Origin of the sequence: Zhihengliuella sp., from assembly GCF_031178195.1 — a bacterium.
In the GTDB taxonomy this organism is placed as follows: Bacteria; Actinomycetota; Actinomycetes; order Actinomycetales; family Micrococcaceae; genus Zhihengliuella.
Window position 1 is genome coordinate 16,021 of the sequence record NZ_JAPSJL010000004.1, and the last position, 14,677, is coordinate 30,697.

General features: G+C 71.8%; 14 protein-coding genes. 8 read left to right on the forward strand and 6 right to left on the reverse strand.

Going from position 1 to position 14,677, the window contains the following annotated elements; all coding sequences use genetic code 11:
• Positions 1-144 precede the first annotated feature (144 nt).
• The 5 genes from RIN46_RS07425 to allB are packed head-to-tail and all read left to right on the forward strand — an operon-like array spanning position 145 to position 6,329.
• Positions 145-936 (forward strand): TIM barrel protein, encoded by a 792-nt coding sequence (locus RIN46_RS07425; protein WP_309081672.1) that lies wholly within the window; start codon positions 145-147, stop codon positions 934-936.
• A 30-nt stretch (positions 937-966) separates the two neighbouring features.
• Complete coding sequence (locus tag RIN46_RS07430; RefSeq protein WP_309081496.1) at positions 967-1,881, forward strand: 2-hydroxy-3-oxopropionate reductase; 915 nt, start codon at positions 967-969, stop codon at positions 1,879-1,881.
• A gap of 39 nt (positions 1,882-1,920) precedes the next feature.
• Positions 1,921-3,738 (forward strand): glyoxylate carboligase, encoded by a 1,818-nt coding sequence (gene gcl / locus RIN46_RS07435; protein WP_309081497.1) that lies wholly within the window; start codon positions 1,921-1,923, stop codon positions 3,736-3,738.
• An 8-nt stretch (positions 3,739-3,746) separates the two neighbouring features.
• Positions 3,747-4,892, forward strand: a complete 1,146-nt coding sequence (locus RIN46_RS07440) for a glycerate kinase (protein ID WP_309081498.1) — start codon at positions 3,747-3,749, stop codon at positions 4,890-4,892.
• 48 nt (positions 4,893-4,940) lie between these two features.
• Positions 4,941-6,329, forward strand: coding sequence for an allantoinase AllB (gene allB / locus RIN46_RS07445; RefSeq protein WP_375141875.1), 1,389 nt, complete (start codon positions 4,941-4,943; stop codon positions 6,327-6,329).
• 207 nt (positions 6,330-6,536) lie between these two features.
• Here allB and RIN46_RS07450 read toward each other — a convergent pair whose 3' ends face one another.
• The 5 genes from RIN46_RS07450 to RIN46_RS14320 form a co-directional block, all read right to left on the reverse strand.
• On the reverse strand, positions 6,537-7,013 hold the full coding sequence (locus tag RIN46_RS07450; protein WP_309081499.1) for a peroxiredoxin: 477 nt from the start codon (positions 7,011-7,013) through the stop codon (positions 6,537-6,539).
• An 82-nt stretch (positions 7,014-7,095) separates the two neighbouring features.
• Complete coding sequence (locus tag RIN46_RS07455) at positions 7,096-7,905, reverse strand: ABC transporter permease (RefSeq protein WP_309081500.1); 810 nt, start codon at positions 7,903-7,905, stop codon at positions 7,096-7,098.
• 8 nt (positions 7,906-7,913) lie between these two features.
• On the reverse strand, positions 7,914-8,840 hold the full coding sequence (locus RIN46_RS07460; RefSeq protein ID WP_309081501.1) for an ABC transporter permease: 927 nt from the start codon (positions 8,838-8,840) through the stop codon (positions 7,914-7,916).
• Between the two features lie 74 nt (positions 8,841-8,914).
• Positions 8,915-10,138 (reverse strand): ABC transporter substrate-binding protein, encoded by a 1,224-nt coding sequence (locus RIN46_RS07465; protein WP_309081502.1) that lies wholly within the window; start codon positions 10,136-10,138, stop codon positions 8,915-8,917.
• 87 nt (positions 10,139-10,225) lie between these two features.
• Complete coding sequence (locus RIN46_RS14320; RefSeq protein ID WP_375141876.1) at positions 10,226-11,287, reverse strand: ABC transporter ATP-binding protein; 1,062 nt, start codon at positions 11,285-11,287, stop codon at positions 10,226-10,228.
• Between the two features lie 157 nt (positions 11,288-11,444).
• On the opposite strand from RIN46_RS14320, the gene RIN46_RS07480 reads away from it, so the two are divergent.
• The 3 genes from RIN46_RS07480 (at position 11,445) to RIN46_RS07490 (ending at position 13,985) form a co-directional block, all read left to right on the forward strand.
• The gene (locus RIN46_RS07480) at positions 11,445-12,179 is read left to right on the forward strand and encodes a GntR family transcriptional regulator (protein ID WP_309081503.1); all 735 of its coding nucleotides are present in this window, start codon (positions 11,445-11,447) and stop codon (positions 12,177-12,179) included.
• 71 nt (positions 12,180-12,250) lie between these two features.
• Positions 12,251-12,973: a cache domain-containing protein gene (locus RIN46_RS07485; RefSeq protein WP_309081504.1), complete on the forward strand. Its 723-nt coding sequence runs from the start codon at positions 12,251-12,253 to the stop codon at positions 12,971-12,973.
• 31 nt (positions 12,974-13,004) lie between these two features.
• Positions 13,005-13,985 (forward strand): MauE/DoxX family redox-associated membrane protein, encoded by a 981-nt coding sequence (locus RIN46_RS07490; RefSeq protein WP_309081505.1) that lies wholly within the window; start codon positions 13,005-13,007, stop codon positions 13,983-13,985.
• A gap of 8 nt (positions 13,986-13,993) precedes the next feature.
• On the opposite strand, the gene RIN46_RS07495 is transcribed toward RIN46_RS07490, so the two are convergent.
• A complete protein-coding gene (locus RIN46_RS07495) occupies positions 13,994-14,617 on the reverse strand; it encodes a hypothetical protein (RefSeq protein WP_309081506.1) in 624 nt (207 codons plus the stop codon).
• Positions 14,618-14,677 lie beyond the last annotated feature (60 nt).

Sequence of the window (14,677 nt, forward strand, 5' to 3'; positions counted from 1 at the left end):
TCAACACTTTCTCGCATCGCGACAACGATTCGTCGCATGGCGAGAGGACCCCCTTGACAGGTGTTCGAGGCCACACCTACGCTTCTCGTAATGCAGAATAAGGTTTCCACGATCAGGAAACCCGGCGAAACGAAGGGAACCGCGATGTCCTACACCGTGAACTGCTCGATCCTCCTGACTGAGCTGCCGCTGCTGGAGCGCCCGGCTGCGGCCAAGGCGGCCGGCTTCGACCGGGTCGAATTCTGGTGGCCGTTCGCCGAGTCCGTCCCGGCCGACACCGAGATCGACCAGTTCGTCGGCGCGCTGAAGGACGCCGGCGTGCAGCTGACCGGCCTGAACTTCAACGCCGGCGACATGCCCGGCGGCGACCGCGGCCTCGTCTCCTGGATCGGCCGCGAGGACGAGTTCCGCGCCAACATCGACGTCGTCGCCGCGATCGGCGAGGCCACCGGCTGCCGCCACTTCAACGCCCTCTACGGCAACCGGCAGGACGGCCAGGACCCCGCCGCGCAGGACGCGCTCGGCGTCGAGAACCTGGTCCTGGCCGCCCGCGGCGTGGAGCGCATCGGCGGCACCGTGCTGCTGGAGCCGGTCTCCGGCACCGAGGCCTACCCGCTGAAGACCGCCCAGGACGCGCTGGACATCATCGCCAAGACCCAGGAGGCCGGCGTCGACAACGTCCGCCTGCTGGCCGACTTCTACCACCTGTCCGTCAACGGCGACGACGTCAGCGCCGTCGTCGAGCAGCACGCGCCGCAGTTCGGCCACATCCAGATCGCCGACAACCCCGGCCGCGGCGCCCCCGGCACGGGCACCCTCCCGCTCGGCGAGTGGGTCACCCGCAGCCGCGACCTCGGCTACGCCGGCCCGATCGGCCTCGAGTACAAGGCCGCCCAGGAAGACGCCTTCGGCTGGCTCATCCGCCAGACCGCCTGAGCCACCCACGAATTCTCCAAGGAGCTGAACATGAGCAAGAACATCGCTTTCATCGGACTGGGCATCATGGGTCTCCCCATGGCGAAGAACCTGGTCTCCGCCGGATTCAACGTGACCGGCTACAACCGCAGCCCGGGCAAGGCCGCCGAGCTCGAGGCCGCCGGCGGCAAGGCCGCCGCCAACATCGGTGAGGCCGTGGCCGACGCCGACGTCGTCATCACCATGGTCCCGGACTCGCCGGACGTCGAGGCCGTCGTCACCGGCGAGAACGGCGTCTTCGCCAACGCCAAGGACGGCGTCCTGTGGATCGACAACTCCACGATCCGCCCCGACGTCGCCGTCCGCCTGGCCGAGGAGGCCCGCGCCGCCGGCGCCCGCCCGCTCGACGCCCCGGTCTCCGGCGGCGAGGCCGGCGCCATCGACGGCGTCCTGTCCATCATGGTCGGCGGCGAGAAGGAAGACTTCGACGCCGCGGCCGACGTCTTCGCCGCGGTCGGCAAGACCATCGTCCACGTCGGCCCGGCCGGCTCCGGCCAGACGGTGAAGGCCGCCAACCAGCTCATCGTCGCCGCCAACATCCAGGCCCTCTCCGAGGCCGTCGTCTTCCTCGAGGCCTACGGCGTGGACACCTCCGCGGCCCTGTCCGTCCTCGGCGGCGGCCTGGCCGGCTCGAAGGTCCTGGACCAGAAGGGCCAGAAGATCCTGGACCGCAACTTCGACCCGGGCTTCCGCCTCGCCCTGCACCACAAGGACATGGGGATCGTCACCTCCGCGGCCCGCGAGGCCGGCGTCGTGCTCCCGCTCGGCGCCGTCGTCGCCCAGCTGGTCGCCTCCACCGTCGCCACCGGCGACGGCGGCCTCGACCACTCGGGCCTCTTCCGCGGCGTCCAGCGCGTCTCCGGCAGCCTCGACGCCGCCACCGAACCGACCCCCACCACTGCCTGAGCCGGACCCCCGGTCCGTCCCAGCACCAAGGAGCACCCCATGACCCGCATGCGCGCAGTAGACGCCATCACCCTGATCCTCGAGAAGGAGGGCGCCACCGAGGCCTTCGGCCTCCCCGGCGCCGCCATCAACCCGCTGTACTCGGCGATGAAGGCCCACGGCGGCATCCGCCACACCCTCCACCGCCACGTCGAGGGCGCCTCGCACGCCGCCGACGGCTACTCCCGGGCGACCGGCGGGATCGGCATCTGCATCGGCACGTCCGGCCCGGCCGGCACCGACATGATCACCGGCCTCTACGCCGCGATCGCCGACTCGATCCCGATGCTCTGCATCACCGGCCAGGCGCCGACCTCCGTGCTGCACAAGGAGGACTTCCAGGCCGTGGACATCGAGTCCATCGCCAAGCCGGTCACGAAGTTCGCCTCGACGATCCTGGAGCCGGGCCTGGTGCCGGGGACCTTCGCCAAGGCGTTCCAGGTCATGCGCTCCTCGCGCCCCGGCCCGGTCCTGCTGGACCTGCCGATCAACGTGCAGCTGGCCGAGATCGAGTTCGACATCGACGCCTACGAGCCGCTGCCCGCGCTGCGCCCCGAGGCCACGCGCGGCCAGGCCGAGAAGATCGTGGACCTGCTGGTCGCCTCCGAGCACCCGCTCCTCATCGCCGGCGGCGGCGTCATCAACGCCAACGCTTCCGACCTGCTGGTGGAGCTGGCCGAGGAGCTGAACATCCCGGTCTCGCCGACCCTCATGGGCTGGGGCGCCATCCCGGACGACCACCGCCTGCAGGCCGGCATGGTGGGCATCCAGACCCACACCCGCTACGGCAACGACACGTTCCTGGCCTCCGACTTCGTGCTCGGCCTGGGCAACCGCTGGGCCAACCGCCACACGGGCGACCTGGAGACCTACCGCGAGGGCCGGAAGTTCGTGCACGTCGACATCGAGCCGACCCAGATCGGCCGCGTCTTCGGCCCGGACCTGGGCATCGTCTCCGACGCCGGCGCCGCGCTGGAGCAGATCCTCGCCGTCGTCAGGGAGCGCCGCGCCGCCGGCACCCTGCCGGACTACTCGGCCTGGGCCGACGAGTGCACCGCCCGCAAGGGCACCGGGCACCGGAAGACCAACTTCGACAACGTGCCGATCAAGCCGCAGCGCGTCTACCAGGAGATGAACGCGGCCTTCGGCAAGGACACCACCTACGTGTCCACCATCGGCCTCTCGCAGATCGCCGGCGCGCAGATGCTGCACGTCTACGGCCCGCGCCAGTGGATCAACGCCGGCCAGGCCGGCCCGCTGGGCTGGACCGGCCCGGCCGCCCTCGGCGTCGTCCGCGGCAAGCCCGGCCAGACCGTGGTGGCCCTCTCCGGCGACTACGACTTCCAGTTCATGATCGAGGAGCTGGCGGTGGGCGCGCAGTTCAACCTGCCGTACATCCACGTGGTCGTGAACAACTCGTACCTGGGCCTGATCCGCCAGTCCCAGCGCCCGTTCGAGATGGACTACCACGTCTCGCTCGCCTTCGACAACATCAACTCCCCGGAGACCAACGGCTACGGCGTGGACCACGTCAAGGTCGCCGAGGGCCTGGGCTGCAAGGCCGTCCGCGTGGAGGACCCGTCCCAGCTCGCCGAGGGCTTCGCCGAGGCCGGCCGCCTGGCGCAGGAGCACCGCGTGCCGGTGGTCGTCGAGGTCATCCTCGAGCGCGTCACCAACATCTCGATGGGCGCGTCGCTGAACGCGGTCAACGAGTTCGAGGAGCTCGCGGCCTCCGCGGAGGACGCCCCGACGGCCCTCGTGCCGCTGGCCGCCTCCCTCAAGGACGTCGTGGCCGAGCCGGTCGGCGCCGGGGCCTGAGGCACACCGTGTACGTGCTCATCGCTCCGGACAAGTTCAAGGGGACCCTCGCGGCGGCGGACGTCGCCGCGGCGGTCGCCGCCGGCCTGGCCGAGGTGCTGCCCGGGGCGACGATCGCGACCATCCCGGTGGCCGACGGCGGCGAGGGAACCGTCGCCGCGGCCCTCGGGGCCGGCTACACGGAGATCCGGCGCACCGTCGCCGGGCCGGACGGCCGCCCGGTCGAGGCAGCCCTGGCCGTCCTCGGCGAGACGGCCGTCGTCGAGCTCGCCGCGGCCTCCGGCCTGGACCTGGTGCCGGAGGCCGAGCGGGACGCCCGCACGGCCAGCAGCCGCGGCACGGGCGAGCTCATCGGCGCCGCGCTCGACGCGGGAGCCCGCCGGATCGTCCTCGGCGTCGGCGGCAGCGCCTGCACCGACGGCGGGGCCGGACTGCTCGCCGCGCTCGGGGCGCGCTTCCTGGACGCGTCCGGGGCCGTGCTCGACGACGGCGGCGCGGCCCTGAACCAGCTCACCTGCGTGGACCTCTCGGGCCTGGACCCGCGGATCGAGAAGGTGGACTTCGTCCTCGCCAGCGACGTCGACAACCCCCTGCTCGGGGAGCGCGGCGCCGCGGCGGTCTTCGGACCGCAGAAGGGGGCGACGCCGGAGATCGTGGCCGAGCTCGAGTCCGGGCTCGCCCGGTTCGTCGAGATCTTCGAGCGCGTCGCCGGCCCGGAGCGGGCCTCTGCCGCCGTGCAGCCGGGCGCCGGCAGCGCCGGCGGCGTGGGCTTCGCGGCCCTGGCCGTGCTGCGGGCCTCCCGGCGCCGCGGCATCGACGTGGTCATGGAGCTCACCGGCTTCACGGCCGCGCTGGACGGGGCCGACGCCGTCGTCACCGGCGAGGGGCGGCTCGACACGCAGACACTCGAGGGGAAGGCGCCCGCCGGAGTCGCCGCGGCGGCGGCCGCGCGCGGCATCCCCGTCTACGCGGTCTGCGGCCGGCTCGACCTGGACGCGCAGACCCTGGCCGCGGCCGGGATCGGCACCGCGATCGCCCTCACCGACGTCGAGCCCGACGTCGCCACCTGCATCGCCCGTCCGGGGCCCCTGCTGCAGGAGGTCGGCGCACGCATCGGGCGCGCGATTGAGCAGCGCGTCCCGAGCACTGCATGATTTGAGCACCGGCCCGCCACGGCGGGTCCAGACACGAAGGAGACAGCCTTGAGCATCGACAGCAGCGCCGCGTCCGCGGCCACCGTGCCGGGGTCCGGCGATACCGCGTTCGACCTGGTCGTGCGCGCCGAGCGGATCCTCACCCCGGACGGCATCGTCGCCGGCGAGGTCGGCATCCGCGACGGCCGCGTCGCCGTCGTCGAGCCGCGCGGCAGCGGCCTGACCGGCACCGAGACCGTGGAACTGGGCGCCGAGGAGGTCATGATCCCCGGCCTCGTGGACACCCACGTGCACGTCAACGAGCCCGGCCGCACCGAGTGGGAGGGCTTCGACTCGGCCACCCGCGCCGCGGCCGCCGGCGGCGTGACCACGCTGATCGACATGCCGCTGAACTCCATCCCGCCGACGGTGGACGTCGCCGCGCTCGAGGAGAAGAAGGCCGTGGCCGCGCCGCAGTCCCACATCGACGTGGGCTTCTGGGGCGGGGCGATCCCGGGCAACAAGGCCGACCTGCGCCCGCTGCACGACGCCGGCGTCTTCGGCTTCAAGTGCTTCCTGCTGCACTCGGGCGTGGACGAGTTCCCGCACCTGACCGCGGACGAGATGGAAGAGGACATGGCCGAGCTGGCCACGTTCGACGGCCTGATGATCGTCCACGCCGAGGACTCGACGACGATCGACGGCGCCCCGCAGCCCGAGGGCAACGCGTACGAGCGCTTCCTGGCCTCCCGGCCCCGCGAGGCCGAGAACATCGCCATCGCCCAGGTGATCGAGCGCGCCCGCCGCACCGGCTCCCGCGCCCACATCCTGCACCTGTCCTCGTCCGACGCGCTGCCGATGCTGGCCGAGGCCAAGCGCGACGGCGTGCGCCTCACAGTGGAGACCTGCCCGCACTACCTGACCCTGCTCGCCGAGGAGATCCCCGCCGGCGGCACCGCCTACAAGTGCTGCCCGCCAATCCGCGAGGAGGCGAACCGGGAGCTGCTCTGGCAGGGCCTGGAGGACGGCACGATCGACTTCATCGTCTCCGACCACTCGCCGTCGACCGTGGACCTCAAGCACGTGGAGACCGGCGACTTCGGCACCGCGTGGGGCGGCGTCGCCTCCCTGCAGCTCGGGCTGTCCCTGATCTGGACCGAGGCGAAGAAGCGGGGCATCGCCCTGGAGCGCGTGGTGCAGTGGATGTCCTCCAACCCGGCACGGTTCGCCGGGCTGGAGCGCAAGGGCCGGATCGAGCCGGGCGTCGACGCCGACTTCGCCGTCTTCTCCCCGGAGGCGTCGCAGATCATCGACGTGACCCGCCTGCACCACCGGAACCAGATCTCGCCGTACGACGGCCGCGAGCTGGTCGGCGAGGTGTCCGGCACCTGGGTCCGCGGCCAGAAGGTCGACTTCCAGACCCCGCGCGGACGCCTGATCCGCCGCGGCGAGGCCTGAGCCTCACGAGAGCTCCGCGGCCGGGGGCTTCGTGTCGTCGCCGGCCGCGGTAGCGGGGACCCCAGGGTCCGCGCGCACCCGGTGCGCTCTGCTCAGCGCGCCGGCCAGGGTGGAGGGGATCGCCGGCCCCTCCACCCGGCAGAGCGACCAGCGGCCACCCCGGGACGGACGGGGTGGGCGCTGGTTTTTCGCTGTGCCGGCGTCGGCCTAGACGCCGAGCAGGTCGCGCAGGCGCGAGACGTGGCCCTGGGCGGCGACGTTGTACTCGGCGTGCTGCACGCGGCCGTCCGGGCCCACCACCACGGTGGTGCGCAGGACGCCCGTGGAGCGCTGGCCGTTGAACTCCTTCTCGCCATAGGCGCCGTAGGCCTGTGCGACCTCCGCGCCCTCGTCGGAGAGCAGCGGGAAGGTCAGGGCCTCGTCGGCGGCGAACGCCTCGAGATCGCCGATCGGGTCCGGCGAGATGCCCACGACGTCGTACCCGGCGCCCTGCAGCGCGGAGAGGCTGTCGCGGAAGTCGCACGCCTCGGTGGTGCATCCGGGGGTGGCGGCCTTCGGGTAGAAGTAGACGACGACGCTGCGGCCGGCGTAGTCGGCGAGGGCGGCCGTGCCCCCGCGGGCGGTGGGGAGTTCGAAGGCCGGGGCCTGGTCGCCGGGCGCGAGCCGGTTCTGCTGGTCTGTCATGGGAGACTCCTCGGTTCAATATTCCGTCATGCGGTAACGCTTTCTCATACTACGAACTGTGCTGGGGTAAGTACAGGGCTGCTCAGTCACCGCGTCGATCGTCGCCGGTCAGCCGCTGGCTCAGGTAGACGGGGATCATGGAGACCAGGATCAGGACGGCGGCGATCACGTTGACCACCGGGGCCTGGTTGGGCCGGGCCATGTTGTTGAAGATCCAGATCGGCAGCGTCTCCGTGCCCGGCGGGGCCGTGAACGTGGTGACCACGATCTCGTCGAAGCTCAGGGCGAAGGCCAGCAGTCCGCCGGCCACGAGCGCGGACCGGAACCCCGGGAAGGTCACCTGCCAGAACGTCTGCCAGCTGGTCGCCCCCATGTCCATCGCCGCCTCCTCGAGGTTCCGGTTCATGCGGGGCAGGCGGGCCTGCACGTTGTTGAAGACCATGACGATGCAGAAGGTCGCGTGGCCGACGATGATGCTGAACATGCCCAGGCCGATGCCGAGCGGGTCCAGGACCGTCTTGAAGGTGTTGGACAGGGCGACGCCGGTGACGATCCCGGGCAGGGCGATCGGCAGCACGACGAGGAGGTTGACCGTGCTCTTGCCGAAGAAGCTGTAGCGGGAGAGCGCGAAGGCGACGAGCGTGCCGAGCACGAGGGAGATGAGCGTGGCTGCGGCGGCCACGCGCACCGACGTCGCGATCGCCTCGCGCGCGCCCTCGTTGTTCCAGGCGGCCGTCCACCACCGGGTGGTGAAGTCGGTGATGGGGAAGCTGCCCGACGTGGTCGCGTTGAACGAGTTGAGGATGACGAGCAGCAGGGGGAGGTAGACCGCTGCCATGACGAGCCCGGCGACGGCGCGGAGGGCCGAGCGGGATCCGGCGGAGAACTGCATGGCGACTCCTAGAAGTGCTTCAGCGCGCCGGACCGGCGGGCGGCGAGCAGGTAGAGGACCACGACCGCCAGCGGGACCATGCTGAAGGCCGCCGCCAGGGGCGGGTTGAGGTTGATGTTGGACGCGATCACGGTGCCGATGACCTGGGTCTTGCCCCCGACGAACTGCGCCGCGATGTAGTCGCCGAGGCTGAGCGAGAACGTGAAGATGGAGCCGGCGATCAAGGCGGGCTTCAGCAGGGGCAGCGCCACGTGGCGGACCGTCGCCCAGCTGCGGCCGCCCAGGTCGGAGGACGCCTCGAACAGGTTCTCCGGGATCTGCCGCAGGGCCGAGTACACGGGGACCGCCATGAAGGGGAACCAGAGGTACGCGAGCGTCACGACGAGCGCCCCCGTCCCGTAGCCCGGGGCGTCCAGGCCGAACGGACGCAGCAGCCAGTCCAGCGGCCCACCGGTGGTGAAGGAGATCCGCCACGAGTAGACCTTGACCAGGTATCCGGCCCAGAGCGGGAGCGCGATGCCGATGGCCAGGAGCGTGCGGACGCGCCGCGAGGCGACCTTCGCCATGTAGAGGCCCAGGGGCAGGGCGACCGCCGCGCAGAGCAGCGTGACGGCGAGCGAGATGCCGATGGTCCGCAGTGCCGTCGCCTGGTAGGCGGGCTCGGTGGCGAGACGGACGAAGTTGTCCAGCGTGAAGGCCGGCTGGACCTTCGACGTGAAGGTGTCCACGCGCCAGAACGCCGTCGCGAACAGCAGGAGCAGCGAGCCGATGTAGAGGACGCCGAGCCAGGCGAGCGGCAGGACCAGGAGGGCGCCGAGCCGGACGCGGGGGCGCGAGTACAGCCAGCGGGACAGCGCTCCGCTGCGCCGGGCCGCCGGCCCGTCCGATGCGGCGGACCGGACGGAAGGCGGGGTGATGACGGCTTGTCGGTTCATGGGTGGCAACTCTCTCCGGGTGGGTGGGCGGGACGCGGGTCCCGCCCACCCACCCGGGTCGGGGTGGTGGCCGGTCAGCCCTTGACGCGGGTCCAGGCCTCGGTCCACTGCTGGTAGTTGGTGCACGTGACGTCGGTGCGGCCGTCGAGGCACTCTTCCACCGGCGTGGTCCACATCCAGACGTTCTTGTAGTACTCCTCGTCCGTCGCGTGGAACGTCTCGCAGTGCGCGATGTTCGCCTCGCTGCCCTCGCACGCGAGCGTGTTGGCCGGCGCCATGCCGAAGTTCTGGGCGATCGCCGCGTTCACCTCGGGCGAGGAGGCGTAGTCGATCCACTGGTAGGCGCAGTTCTGGTTCTTCGCCTCGGCGTGGATCATCCAGGTGTCGGACCAGCCGGTGGCGCCCTCCTTCGGGAGGACGGCCTCGACGGGGCCGCCGTCGTTCTGGGCGAGGTTGACGATGACCTGCCAGCCGGTGCCGAGGGCCGCCGTGCCGCTCGAGATGGAGGAGACGGCCTTCAGCGCGTCGTTCCAGTACTCGCCGGCGATCCCGTTCTGCTGCTCCAGCAGTTCGACGGCGGCGTCGAGCTGCGTCTCGTCGAGCGCGTACGGGTTGGTGATGCCGAGATCGGGCTGCGTCGCCATGAGGTACAGGGCGGCGTCGGCGATGAAGATGGGGGAGTCGTAGGCCATGATCTTTCCGGCGTACTCGCTGTCCGGCTCCCAGGTGGCGGCCCAGGAGTCGGGCGCCTCGGGCACCAGGTCCGTGTTGTACATCAGGACGTTGGCGCCGCGCCCGATCGGGACGCCGTAGCTCTTGCCGTTGAGGGTGTCGTAGATCTGGCCCTTGAGCCCCTCGACGAGGTTCCCGAAGTTGGGCACCAGGTCCGTGTTGATGGGCTGGACGTCACCGCCGGCGATGAGCCGCAGGGAGGCGTCCCCGGAGGCCGAGACGACGTCGTACTCGCCGGTGCGCATGAGCTGGACCATCTCGTCCGAGGTGGCGCCGACCTTCCGGTTGACCATGCAGCCGGTCTGCTCCTCGAACGCCGACACCCAGTCGGCGTCGGGGTTGGTGGTGCCGTCCTCGACGAAGCCGGCCCAGGCGACGATGTTGACCTCGCCCTCCCCGTCGCCGACCTCTGTAGCGGCGGGGATGTCCGGGACCGTGATCCCGCCCCCGCCGGCTGCGGCGTCCGTACCGCCGCTGCAGCCGGTGAGCGCCAGCGCGCTCGCGGCTAGGACGGCCAGCGGGAGCATCGTCCGGCGCAGCTTCTTCGCTCCGCGATCTTCACTCATGATGGTTCTCCTTCTCGGTGATGGATCTCGATGGGTGGTTCGGGGGTCCCCGCCGCCGTCGCGCCGGCCGGGGACCGCGTGCGCGCGTCAGACGGCGTAGGTGAAGCGGCGGTCCCACTCGAGCCGGACGCGGTCGCCGCGGGTCGCGGCCGGCGTGGGGCCGTCGTTGCCGGCCAGCGCGATCAGGACCTCGCCGTCGTCCGTCTCCACGGCGTACCGGGTGGCGGGGCCCGTGTAGACGACCTCGCGGACCGTCGCCGCGACGCCGTGGGTTCCCGGGGCCGGCTGCCGGTCCAGCGGCAGGAGGCGGATGTGCTCGGGGCGGACGCTGTGCAGGTCCGGGCGACCGGTCAGGCGTTCTGCGAGCGCGCCCTCGATCAGGTTCGTGGTGCCCAGGAACGAGGCCACGAAGCGGGTGGCCGGCCGTTCGTACAGGTCCTCGGGCGTCCCGATCTGCTCGACGACGCCCTCGTTGAACACGGCAACCCGGTCGGAGAGCGTCAGCGCCTCCTCCTGATCGTGCGTGACGAACACGAAGGTGATGCCGACCCGGCGCTGGATCTCCTTCAGCTCGATCTGCATCTGCTCGCGGAGCTGCTTGTCGAGCGCGCCCAGGGGTTCGTCGAGGAGCAGCACCTCGGGCTTGAGGACCAGCGCCCGGGCGAGGGCCACGCGCTGGCGCTGGCCGCCCGAGAGCTGGGACGGCAGCCGGTCCGCCACGTGGGGCAGGCGGATGGTCTCCAGCGCCTGCTCCACCTCCCGCCGGCGCTGTGCCTTGGGGAGGCGGCGCAGCTTCAGGCCGTACTCGACGTTCTGGAAGACGGACATGTGGGGGAAGAGGGCGTAGTCCTGGAACACGGTGTTCACGGAGCGGTCGAACGGCGGGGAGGACGTGACGTCCCGGCCGCCCAGGCGCACGGAGCCGCCGCTGGGCGTCTCGAAGCCGGCGATGAGCCGGAGGACCGTCGTCTTCCCCGAGCCGGACGGCCCGAGCAGGGAGAAGAACTCGCCCCGCCCGATGTCCAGGTCCAGGCTGCGGACTGCTGTGAAGTCCCCGAACTTCTTGACGATGCCCTGCAACGAGATGGCGGGGGAGCCGGGTCCCGTCTCCTGCGGCGTCGTCTCTGCACGCGTCTGGGTGGCCGTCATGGTGGTGTCCTCCGGTGGCTGCGATGCGACGCCGATGTGCTGTGCGTCACCCTGTCGGAGGTTAAACATATGAACTTAGATCTTAAATGTCTAGGGGCTGCGCGTTTCGGTCTGCTCGCCTCCACCGAGCCTCCGGAAGATCTGACAAGCTGTTCCCATGCCGACCCGATCGCCGTCGAACCCCCGACTCCGCGCCGCCGTCTTCTCGCCGCTGAGCGAGGACGGCAAGGCGCGCCAGGTGGAGGACCGGCTGCTGCAGGGCATCGTGGCCGGGATCCTGGCCGACGGGGACCGGCTCCCACGCGAGAGCGAGCTGGCGGCGTCGTTCGGGGTCTCCACCGTCACCGCCCGGGAGGCGCTCGTGGGCCTGCGCTCGCTCGGGCTCGTCCGGACCCAGCGCGGGCGCGAGGGCGGGAGTTTCGTGACCGTCACGGAGCAGGACCGCTCCCAGCTGGTCCGGGACCGCCTGGCCGGCATGACGCGCGTGGCACTGCGCGACCTCGCGATCCACTACGCGGCGATCGCCTCCAGCGCCGCCGAGCTGGCGACCCGCTACGCTGACGGCGACGACGTCCGGCTGCTGCGCGAGATCCTGGGCGAGCCGGGGGCCTCCTGGCTGCGCGCCTCGGGCAGCTTCCTGATGGAACTCGCCGCGCTCAGCCAGTCGGCCCGACTGACCCGAGAATTCGTGGAGCTGCACGCCGAGTTCGGGCTCCTGCTGCACTGCGTGGGCGACGACGCCGGGCTCGGGGCGGAGGCCCTGCGGCAGGGCGGCCTCGTGGCCGACGCCGTGGCGCAGGGCGACGCCGACGCGGCCCGGCACCGAACCGCGGGGTTGCTCGAGGAGCTGCTGCGCCGACTCATCCGTGAACAACGGGCGCTCCTGCGCTAACGTCGTCCACATCACACGCACCGCCCGAGAGGCCGCCCGCGCGGCAGCTCCGGGCCGCCCCAGGAGGCACGATGGCAGAAACCAGCGGCGCCGAGGCGCGCATCGCGGAGTACTTCACGGAGGTCGTCGATCTCGTCCGGCCCTGGGCCAGCAGCGTCGGCCGCCTCTTCGACGACGGGCGGCCCCCGTCCGCCCAGGCCGTCGACTCCGCCGTGGCGGCCCTGGTCACCCCGACCCTGCGCAGCACTCGTCGGCAGGTCGTCGGCGCCGGCTTCATCGCCGCGCCCGACAGTCTGTCCGGCACCACGTGGCACATGGCCTGGTGGCAGGGACCGGAACCGCAGCGCCTGGCCACCGTCTCCCCGGCCGAGGCCGGCGAGATCTACGCCAGACGCGAGTGGTTCACGGTGCCCATGGAGACGGGCGAGCCGCACATCACGGGTCCCTACGTGGACTTCCTGTGCACCGACGACTACACGGTCACCATCACCGTCCCGGTCCCCGCGGCGACGCCGGCCGGTGTGGTGGGGGCGGACCTCCTGGTGGCTGCGCTGGAGGAGCCGCTCGAACGCGAGCTCGCCGCCGTCGCGCCGACGGCCTCGCTCGTGAACCGCGCCGGCCGGGTGCTGGTCTCGGCTGATCCCGAGGTCGCGGCGGGGACCGTGCTCGTCGGCCCGTGGCGGCACGGCGGGCCGGAGGTTGGCAGGGGAGGCGGTGCAGCCGCCGACACCGTCCAGTCCGGTTGCCGCCTGCTGCCGCTGCCCGCGCTGCCGCTCGCCGTCATGGTGCCGTAGTCACGGCGCGGCGGCGGCGTATCCTCGGAGCATGAACTCTGCGGCCCTCTCGTCCCTCTCCTCAGGAACGGCCGCTGTCCTCGCCGTCATCCTCCTGTACTCGGCCTGGGGCAAGATCCGGACGCCCGAGGCGACGCTCGAGGCCTTCGACGCCTTCCGTCTGCCGCGCTGGACTCGCCGGCGGTGGCTGGCGCGGATGCTGCCGGTGGGCGAGGCCGGGCTGGGTCTGGCTCTGCTGCTGGCGCCCGGCTGGTGGTTCACGGGCGCAGTCGCGGTGTCGGTCGCGCTCTTCGGGGCGTTCTGGTGGCTCGTCGCCGCCGCCGTCGGGCGGAGGGAGGAGGCCTCCTGCAACTGCTTCGGGAAGGCGGCGTCCCGGATGACGGTCCATACCGTGCGCCGGAATCAGATGCTGACCGGAGCGGCGCTGCTGGCGCTGGTCTGCTCGCTCGGCGGGCCCGGCGCGCTGCCGTGGAGCCCGGGGTGGGCCGCCGCTCTGGCCGTGGTGGTGCTCGCCGCGCTCGTCTGGGCCGGTACCCGCGCTGCGACCCTCGATGCGGCGGCCTCCGCCCGGGACCGGGTGGACGTGGTGCGCCACGGCGGGGAGCTGGGGCTGCGCACGGCGGACGGATCCCTCTTCCCGCTGGCCCGTACGGCCCGGCAGGGTGCGGTGCTCCTCCTGTTCGTGCAGGCAGCGCACGAGGAGAGCCTGCGGGCGCTCGAGAGCGCCCTGCGCTGGCAGGCGGCGGACCCGGAGGCACGGCTGGTCCGCTTCGTCGTCAACGAGAGCGAGCTCTCCCGGAACGTCCCCCCGTCGCTGGAGGGGCAGGAGGTGCTGTTCGACAGCGCGCGGACGAGTACGCGCCTGATCGGCCTCGAGCGGTACCCGGCGATGGTGCTCGTGGGTGCCGATGCGCGCTTCGCGATCGAGCCCGTGGTCGGCGCGAAAGACATCGAGGCGCTCCTCGGCGACCTGGATCAGGTCTGGCCGAGGAGCGCCTCGAGTACGGCGTGAGCGGCTGACTAGACGCCGGTCATGAGGCCCGTGTGGTTCACGGTGCCGGCGCCGGCGATGACCGTGCCGGTCGAGAGCTGACCGGTGACGTCCCAGCAGAGCGTGACCGGGCAGGTCAGCTCGAGGAGGCTCGGCAGGCCGACGACGACCATGTTGAAGTCGACGCAGAGGCGTGCCGGGGCGGTCGGCCCGTACGGCGGGAGGGCGTCGTTGGCGTAGGGGATGCCGCTGAACGTCCCCGTGTAGTTGAACGCGCTGATCGCGCCGAAGGTTCCGGCGCCGGTGCCCAGTCCGAGGGCCGACGAGTAGGTGGTGCCGTCCGACATGGTGAGGCGGGCAGCCGTCATGATGGCGGTGTAGGCCGGCTGGAACAGGCTCAGGTCGGCGCAGGACTCGGTGCTGACGTTCAGCACCGTGGTGACGGCAACGGTGCCGGTGTTGCCCAGGACGACGGCCTGAGCGCTGAAGGCCGCGCCGGAGCCGGCGGTGAAGCACTCGGGGCAGGTGGGGTCCGGGGAAGCTGCTGCGAGCGGCGCCGAGACGGCGGCGGCGAGGACCGGGAGGCTCCAGGCAGCGCCCTTGGCCACGGTACGGCGATCGATGCCCTGCGGGCTGTGGTTGTGCTCGTGCACGGTGGTCTCCTTGCATGGGTGCGGGCCAGTTCCCGCCAACACCTATTTAGCGGGCTGAGA

Bases quoted from the DNA above. Each gene is read 5' to 3' on its own strand.
- RIN46_RS07450 (WP_309081499.1), bottom strand. From the start codon at position 7,013: ATGACAGACCAGCAGAACCGGCTCGCGCCCGGCGACCAGGCCCCGGCC.
- gcl (WP_309081497.1), top strand. From the start codon at position 1,921: ATGACCCGCATGCGCGCAGTAGACGCCATCACCCTGATCCTCGAGAAG.
- RIN46_RS07480 (WP_309081503.1), top strand. From the start codon at position 11,445: ATGCCGACCCGATCGCCGTCGAACCCCCGACTCCGCGCCGCCGTCTTC.
- RIN46_RS07465 (WP_309081502.1), bottom strand. From the start codon at position 10,138: ATGAGTGAAGATCGCGGAGCGAAGAAGCTGCGCCGGACGATGCTCCCG.
- RIN46_RS07425 (WP_309081672.1), top strand. From the start codon at position 145: ATGTCCTACACCGTGAACTGCTCGATCCTCCTGACTGAGCTGCCGCTG.
- RIN46_RS07430 (WP_309081496.1), top strand. From the start codon at position 967: ATGAGCAAGAACATCGCTTTCATCGGACTGGGCATCATGGGTCTCCCC.
- RIN46_RS14320 (WP_375141876.1), bottom strand. From the start codon at position 11,287: ATGACGGCCACCCAGACGCGTGCAGAGACGACGCCGCAGGAGACGGGA.
- RIN46_RS07460 (WP_309081501.1), bottom strand. From the start codon at position 8,840: ATGAACCGACAAGCCGTCATCACCCCGCCTTCCGTCCGGTCCGCCGCA.
- RIN46_RS07455 (WP_309081500.1), bottom strand. From the start codon at position 7,905: ATGCAGTTCTCCGCCGGATCCCGCTCGGCCCTCCGCGCCGTCGCCGGG.
- RIN46_RS07490 (WP_309081505.1), top strand. From the start codon at position 13,005: ATGAACTCTGCGGCCCTCTCGTCCCTCTCCTCAGGAACGGCCGCTGTC.
- RIN46_RS07485 (WP_309081504.1), top strand. From the start codon at position 12,251: ATGGCAGAAACCAGCGGCGCCGAGGCGCGCATCGCGGAGTACTTCACG.